General features: G+C 67.3%; 7 protein-coding genes and 1 pseudogene. 7 read left to right on the forward strand and 1 reads right to left on the reverse strand.

The features are described 5' to 3' along the window. Positions 1-1065 (forward strand): annotated as a pseudogene (locus tag Y706_RS30350) (ABC transporter); the annotation flags it as partial. Between the two features lie 271 nt (positions 1066-1336). After that, positions 1337-1987 carry a LysM peptidoglycan-binding domain-containing protein gene (locus tag Y706_RS0116585; RefSeq protein ID WP_028277477.1) on the forward strand — a complete coding sequence of 217 codons (651 nt, stop codon included), beginning with the start codon at positions 1337-1339 and terminating at the stop codon, positions 1985-1987. A 116-nt stretch (positions 1988-2103) separates the two neighbouring features. Here Y706_RS0116585 and Y706_RS0116590 read toward each other — a convergent pair whose 3' ends face one another. Further along, positions 2104-2631 (reverse strand): hypothetical protein, encoded by a 528-nt coding sequence (locus Y706_RS0116590; protein WP_084476203.1) that lies wholly within the window; start codon positions 2629-2631, stop codon positions 2104-2106. Between the two features lie 290 nt (positions 2632-2921). Here Y706_RS0116590 and Y706_RS0116595 point away from each other — a divergent pair, with 290 nt between their 5' ends. The 5 genes from Y706_RS0116595 (at position 2922) to Y706_RS0116615 (ending at position 7025) form a co-directional block, all read left to right on the forward strand. Then, positions 2922-3818, forward strand: coding sequence for an MSMEG_6728 family protein (locus tag Y706_RS0116595; protein WP_028277479.1), 897 nt, complete (start codon positions 2922-2924; stop codon positions 3816-3818). 127 nt (positions 3819-3945) lie between these two features. Further along, entirely contained in the window at positions 3946-4875 is a 930-nt protein-coding gene (locus Y706_RS0116600) for an SDR family oxidoreductase (RefSeq protein ID WP_028277480.1), read from the forward strand. Between the two features lie 38 nt (positions 4876-4913). Continuing rightward, positions 4914-5303, forward strand: a complete 390-nt coding sequence (locus tag Y706_RS0116605) for a DUF1622 domain-containing protein (RefSeq protein ID WP_028277481.1) — start codon at positions 4914-4916, stop codon at positions 5301-5303. Positions 5304-5343: 40 nt separating this feature from the next. Continuing rightward, positions 5344-6132: an isocitrate lyase/PEP mutase family protein gene (locus tag Y706_RS0116610; RefSeq protein ID WP_028277482.1), complete on the forward strand. Its 789-nt coding sequence runs from the start codon at positions 5344-5346 to the stop codon at positions 6130-6132. A 203-nt stretch (positions 6133-6335) separates the two neighbouring features. Continuing rightward, positions 6336-7025 carry a YqjF family protein gene (locus tag Y706_RS0116615; RefSeq protein ID WP_043436335.1) on the forward strand — a complete coding sequence of 230 codons (690 nt, stop codon included), beginning with the start codon at positions 6336-6338 and terminating at the stop codon, positions 7023-7025. Positions 7026-7127: the final 102 nt, after the last annotated feature.

A 7127-nucleotide genomic window follows, 5' to 3' on the forward strand; every position in this document is an offset into this window, starting at 1 on the left:
GGTACCCGGCGGGAGGCGGCCGGCTGGCTGGAACTGCGCGACATCAGCCGCCACAACCTGCGCGAACTCGACGCCGACTTCCCGCTCGGCGTGCTGACCGCGGTCACGGGCGTCTCCGGCTCCGGCAAGACCACCCTGGTCAGCCAGGTCCTGGCCGAGGTGGTCGGCGCCAGGCTGCACCCGGAGCCAGACGCTGCCAAGGCCCCCGAGGACCTGGAGGCCGACGCCGGTGAGTCCAAGGGGCCGCTCAGTGTCGGACCGGTCTCAGGCCTCGACCAGCTGGACCGGCTCGTCAAGGTGGACCAGAAACCGATCGGCCGCACTCCGCGTTCGAACCTCGCCACTTACACCGGCCTCTTCGATGCGGTCCGCAAGGAGTTCGCGGCCACGGACGAGGCCAGGGCGAGGGGCTTTGGTGCCGGCCGCTTCTCCTTCAACGTTGCTGGCGGCCGCTGCGAGACCTGCCAGGGCGAGGGCTTCGTCGCCGTCGAACTGCTGTTCCTGCCCGGCAGCTACGGCCCTTGCCCCGAGTGCCATGGCTCGCGCTACAACCCGGAAACCCTTGAAGTGACGTACAAGGGCAAGAACGTGGCGGAGGTGCTGGGCCTGACGGTCAATGCCGCCGCGGAGTTCCTCGAAGGGGTGCCGGCGGCGGCGCGCAGCCTGCAAACACTGCGCGAGGTGGGCCTGGGCTATCTCCGCCTCGGCCAGCCGGCCACCGAGCTCTCCGGCGGCGAGGCCCAGCGCATCAAACTCGCCACCGAACTGCAGCGTGCCCAGCGCGGCCACTCCCTCTACCTGCTGGACGAGCCCACCACCGGCCTGCACCCGGCCGATGTCCAGCTCCTCATGGCCCAACTGCACCGGCTCGTGGACGCCGGCAACACCGTCATCGTGGTGGAACACGACATGGATGTGGTGGCCGCAGCGGACTGGGTGATCGATCTCGGCCCGGCCGGTGGCGACGCGGGCGGCGAGATCGTGGCGATCGGTACCCCGGCCGCCGTCGCGGGCTCCTCGGCGAGCCGGACGGCTCCGTACCTGGCCGCAATACTCGGAAGCTGATTCACGCGAGTAGCGGGCCGCGGGCGCCGGCGTCACTGCGGGCCGGATGATAACGGCAGAAGCAGGGAAAGTAACGTCTTGATAACGGCACGGGGCTGACTTAGCCTAGTGTCCATGCCCGGCAACCGGGTATTGCATGCCCGGTGCTACCACCACCAGATACTGCCCGACCGGTAGACACCGCTATGACCTCTATTGTCAGGGGCGGGCAGTGGCGCGACAACGTCCGGGGACGGACCGAGCGCTGGTGGACCTCAGGAGCATCTGAACCATGAAGAAATCAACCTATGGCACTGCCGCGCGCCGCGGCGTCACTTTTGCGGCTGTCTCCATTGCAGGCGTCGCCCTGTCCGCCTCGGCCGCGAACGCGGCCGTACCGACCACAGCCCCTGCCTCCACGTGGGACTCGCTGGCCCAATGCGAAAGTGGCGGGAATTGGGCCACCAACACAGGAAACGGATACGCGGGCGGGCTGCAATTCAGCGCCAGCACGTGGGCGGCCCATGGCGGCACGGGGTCTCCGGCCAATGCCAGCCGTGCGCAACAGATCGCCGTCGCCGAGAAGGTGCAAGCCAGCCAGGGTTGGGGCGCGTGGCCAGCCTGCGCGGCCAAGCTGGGACTGCGCGGCGGCGCCGCGGCTCCGCAGAGTGCGGCCACATCGCAACGGCCCGCCGCGACTCCCGTCGCAGCCAAGGCTCCCGCCAGGTACGCCCCCCAGGCAGCCGTGCCGGCACCCCGCCACGTTGCACCGGTAGCAGTAAGTGGCCAGACCTACACCATCCGGAGCGGCGAAACCCTGAGCACGATCGCCGGCAAGCTCAACATCGCCGGAGGCTGGCACGCGCTGGCCGACGCCAACACGGCGACGATCAGCAACCCCCATCTGGTGTTCCCGGGCCAAGTGCTGCAGCTGCCCGCCTAGGGCGGTTACAGCACTTGGCGTACAGCACGACACACAGCACGACGCCGGAGCGATCCCGCAAGGGGACGTTCCGGCGTCGTGGTGTTTCAGTGAGCCGTGGGGTTCAGATGTGCAGCTCAGGCGGCCTGTGGGATTTCGCGGATAATCCGCACTTTCCAGGCGGCGTCGTCGCTCGTGTCCAGCAGGGCCACCGTGCCCATGGCCAGATGCAGCGCTACCCGTTTCGCGGCGAGGAGCTCAAGGTAAAGGCTTTCGTTCATCCGGGCCGGGGCGTCAATGACGTACTTCACGGCGTCGCGGACTTTGCGGTAGTTGGCGCTCCGCTCCCGGTGCAGGTGCAGTTCCAGCATCCGGCGCTGCTTGATCCTGGGCTCGTGGCGGTTCAGCCAGGACACCGCGGCGTGGACGGCTACCACCAGGGTCAGTGAGATGACGTAGATCTCCCAGCCACTCGAGAGCAGGAACAGGGGCAGGTTGGCGATCGCCACGGCGGCGATGAAGAGGCGGAGGGCCACCAGGCGCCGCATGGTGAGGGCCACTCCGGCCATGGCCGCGCGGAACCCGCGCTGCTCGTCGCGGGCGGCTACCGGATCCAGCGTGAATTCCTCCAGCACCACTATCCCGTGGGCGTCGGGGCTGAGCATTTGTCCGTACTTAGGCACGAACGGCGCCGGTGCATCAGTTACTGTTGGTGGCTCTGCTGTAAAAGGCAAGGCAGTAATGGGCTCCGCTGACTTAGGCTCTGCTAGAGATGGTTCTGCTGAATAAGGCTCTGCTTGATAGGGCATGGGCGTGTCTTCCGTGGCGGCGGGAGTGGTTCATGTTATTTTAGCGGCTCTCCAGCACGCTTGTCTGCCCTGTTCCGTCATGTGAGCACCCTCACCGCCGCGCGCCAGCAATTGGCGCATTTGGTCCGGGGCCTCAAACTGGAGAGATGCAGACTTTCCTCCCCTTCCCCGATTTCCAGCAGAGCGCCGCGGTTTTGGACCGTGTGCGGCTCGGCAAGCAGCGCGTCGAAGCGCTGCAGATCCTGCGTGCGCTGGTGATCCCGGAGTACGGCTGGCAGTCGCACCCGGCGATCCGGATGTGGATGGGGTACGTTCCTGCGCTGACCATGTACGGGCTGGCCATGGTGGATGAATGGACGGCCCGCGGCGGCGAGGACACCACGCGCGAGAAGATCATGGAGTTCGCCCCGCAGGCGGCCCACCCCGACTACGCCGCCAAGATCCCGATGCCGCCATGGCTTGGCAATGCGGATTTCCACCTCAGCCACCGGTCCCGGCTGATCGCCAAGGATCCGCGGTTCTACACAGAGGTATTCCCCGGCACGGACCCGGATCTGGAGTACATCTGGCCCGAACCGAAGCACGAGCTGGTGCCCGAGGATCCAGCCGGGGACCGTATGTGGGTTCTGCGCCTGCCCCTGGGCGACACCGAGCCCGCGCAGCTGAAGACTGTCAGCCTGCCGCCGGTTGGCCGCAGCAAGGCCCCCGCGGACGACGACTACCAGTTCGTCTATGCCGACTCGGGCTCCCGCCGTCCCGGCAAGGTGCGCAAGCTGCCCCCGAAGCAGCTCGTCAAGAAGCCCACCCGCAAGCGCCAGCAGCAGGAAGAGGCGTTCACCACCCTGCCCGGCAACTCCGTGGTTGCCATCCCGGTCAACGACGGCGCCGCCTTCGCCGTCGGCAAGGTCCTGGGCCGCCCGATCACGGTTGATGGCCAGTTCGCACGCAACTTCCAGGTCGACGAGATCGTGGACCGCTCCGCCTTTGATTACCCTGCCCTGATGCAGGACCCGCGGGCCTTCTTCCCGATCCCGGCGAGGTAGCAAAGGGCCGCACTGAACGACGCCGGGCGCGCCCGGGAGCCGGGTCGGATACTTCAGCCGCATTTGGAGGTCCAAGTTTTCCTCAAGCCTGTCCGTGGCGCTTCCCGAAGGCTGGCAGACTGGCTTCATGACTGTTCTGCTGGCCGGTTGCGGCGATCTTGGCACCGAGGCCGGGCTGCGTTTCGCGGCGGCTGGCCACCGCGTGGTGGGGTGGCGCCGCTCGCCGGAGAAACTCCCGGCCACCATCGAGGGCGTCGCCGCTGACCTGGGCTCCGCTGAGCTGCCGCCCGTCCCGGCGGCCACCACCGCCGTCGTCGTCGCGATTGCCGCGGATTCCCCGACCGAGGAGGCGTACCGTGCCGCCTACGTGGACGGGCTGTCGAACGTCCTGGACGCGGTCCTCGCCTCCGGGGCAAACGTCCGCCGGGTCCTGTTTGTGTCCTCGACCGCCGTCTACGGAGATGCCGGCGGCGGCTGGATTGATGAACGCACGACGCCGGAACCCGGCGGGTTCTCGGGCCGCATCATCCGCGAAGCAGAGGAACTCCTCCACAGCCGCCTGCGCGGCACCGGCATCACCCCCGTAGTGCTGCGGCTCGGCGGAATCTACGGCCCAGGCCGGACGCGATTGATCGACCAGGTGCGCGGCGGAACCGCGGTCATTCCTGCCGCGTCGCGTTTCACCAACCGGATCCACCGCGACGACGCCGCCGCCGCGATCGTCCATCTGTGCACCATGGGCACGGTTCCGGCGGCGGTCTATCTGGGCGTGGACAATGAACCGGCCGAACTCGGCGACGTGCTGGAATTCCTGGCCGCGGAACTGGGACTCCCTGCGCCGGCGGCAGAGTCCACTGGTGCCGCGGGTGCGGCGTCGGGCGGCGGCACCGGCGCTTCGGCGTCGGGCGGCAAAGCGGCGGGCGGCGAACCCTCGCGCGGCGGAAATAAGCGGGCCAGCAACGGACTGATCCGCAGCACCGGTTTCGAGTTTCAATACCCCAGTTTCCGAGAAGGCTACCGAGCCGTTCTCGCCGGTATCGGCGTCCGGCACCCGTAAGGTTTGAATCTCACTGCCCACTTTCTCCGAGGGGAACAATGGATCTTCAACACATCATCGAGACGGCCGGCCGATTCATGGACTTCGCCGGCGTGGCCGTCATGGTAATCGGCGCCCTCGTGTCCATCCCTATGGCGCTGCGCGGATTCCAGCCGGAACGTCTGCCGGCGGGCTCCGCGCCGCTCTCCGTCTACCGCTCCTACCGGCAACTGCTGGGCCGCTCCATCCTCCTCGGGCTCGAACTGCTCGTCGCGGCTGACATCATCCGATCCGTCGCCGTCACGCCGACCTTCGAGGGCGTCGGCGTGCTGGCCATTATTGTGCTCATCCGGACCTTCCTTAGCTTCTCTCTCGAGCTGGAAATCACCGGACGCTGGCCCTGGCAGACTCGGCGCCAGGGTTCCTCTGATTCCTCCGCGGCTGGCTGAAACCCTTCCGGGTGGCACGGAGCCCGGCTAGGCTCGCGGCATGACAGACACCGCGCGTTCTCTTGCCCCCAAAGCCACCGAACTGCTCCGTCTCCACCACGCACCGGAAATTCTCCAGCTCGTCAACGTCTGGGACGCGATCACGGCGAAGGTGGTTGCCGGCGTTCCGGGGACTAAGGCATTGGCCACGGCCAGCCACTCCATCGCTGCGTCGCGCGGGTACGAAGACGGCGAGAACATCCCGGTGGACGAAATGATCGCCGCCGTCGGGGTGATTGCCGCCGCCACGTCGCTGCCCGTCAGTGCTGATCTCGAAGCGGGCTACGGCAATCCCGGCGAAACTGTTCGCAAGGCGATTGGCGTCGGGGCTGTCGGCGCCAACATCGAGGACCAGATGCGCCCGCTCGCCGACGCCGTTGAACAGATGAGCGCTGTAATCCGCGCCGCCGAGGCCGAGGGCATCGACTTCGTCCTCAACGCCCGCACCGACGCCTTCTTGAAGGGCAAGGACCGGGACCCTTCTGCGGTGCTTGCGGACGCCATTGAGCGCGGCCGGGCCTTCCTCGACGTCGGTGCGACCACGGTGTTCGTGCCGGGCCTGCTGGACGAGCCGACTGTCACCGCGTTGGTGGAAGGCATTGGGTGGAACAAGGTCTCGGTCATCAATGTGCCCGGATCCCTGGCACCGGCCACATTGCAGGAACTTGGCGTGGCGCGCATTTCCTACGGCCCGTGGACCCAGCGCGTGGCGCTGACAGCGTTGGCCGATGCGACGGCGGCAGTATTGGCCGGCGGAGCCCTTCCGGAAGGCACCCGGGCATTGAACTGACCCTGCTCCCGCGGACCTTGGCCGATGCCAAGTGACGCCGCCGGCCGACCGATCCTCATGGTGCCGACCGGCTCGTACACTGCTGACCGAAGACCCTGCCGACGGAAGTCCCGCCGGCCGAACACCCTGCCGACCGAAGGGAGCTGATCCGATTGGGCGTTGATCCTTGGCCGGCTGCACCCGAGCTTCCGGCGCCAATCATCATGGACCAGCGGTGGCTGGATGCCGTCTTCCTGCACTGGCGCATTCCTGAGGCAGTGGCGGCGCGGTTCATGCCACCGGGCGTCGCGCCGGATGTGTTCGACGGGTCAGCGTGGGTGGGGTTAATCGGCTTTCGTATGCAGGGTGCCGGAGTTGGTCGCGGTCCCGGCATCCCCTATTTTGGAAGCTTCAACGAGATCAACGTGCGCCTTTACTCCCGCGAGCCGGACGGCACCCGTGGTGTCGTTTTCCGCAGCCTGGATGCCTCACGCTTGGCGGTGGTGCTGGCCGCGCGGGCGGCCGGGATACCTTATGTGTGGTCGCGGGCGAGTTACGTGGGCGCCGATGGGTTTGCCGGATCGGCGTCGGCGGGGTATTCCGTGCGGCGCTTTCGAGGCGGCACCCGGAGCGATTTCTCGGTCGTCCCAGAGCCCGACGTCGCCGCCACCGACGCGCTGTCGATCCACCTCACGGCCCGGTTCGGTCTGCACTCTCGGTTCAGGGGCAGGACCATCTATGTGCCCAACACGCACAGTGCATGGCCGCTGTACCGCGCGCAGCTGATCGGCCTTGAGGACCAACTGGTGCGCGCCGCGGGAATCGAAGTGGCCGGGCAGCCTGAATCCGTACTCTTCTCGCCCGGAGTTCACACGCAGTTTGGCTGGCCACGGGTCCTGCACAGCACGATGTGAGACCTGCCTGATCGCCCGTCGGTCCGCGGGCACGTGGCACCGCGGGGACTGAGTGATCACGCATGGTGCCCTCCTAATATTGTCGGAGCCCTCAAATAGACT

It is taken from the genome of Arthrobacter sp. I3 (assembly GCF_000520575.1).
Lineage (GTDB): Bacteria > Actinomycetota > Actinomycetes > Actinomycetales > Micrococcaceae > Arthrobacter > Arthrobacter humicola_A.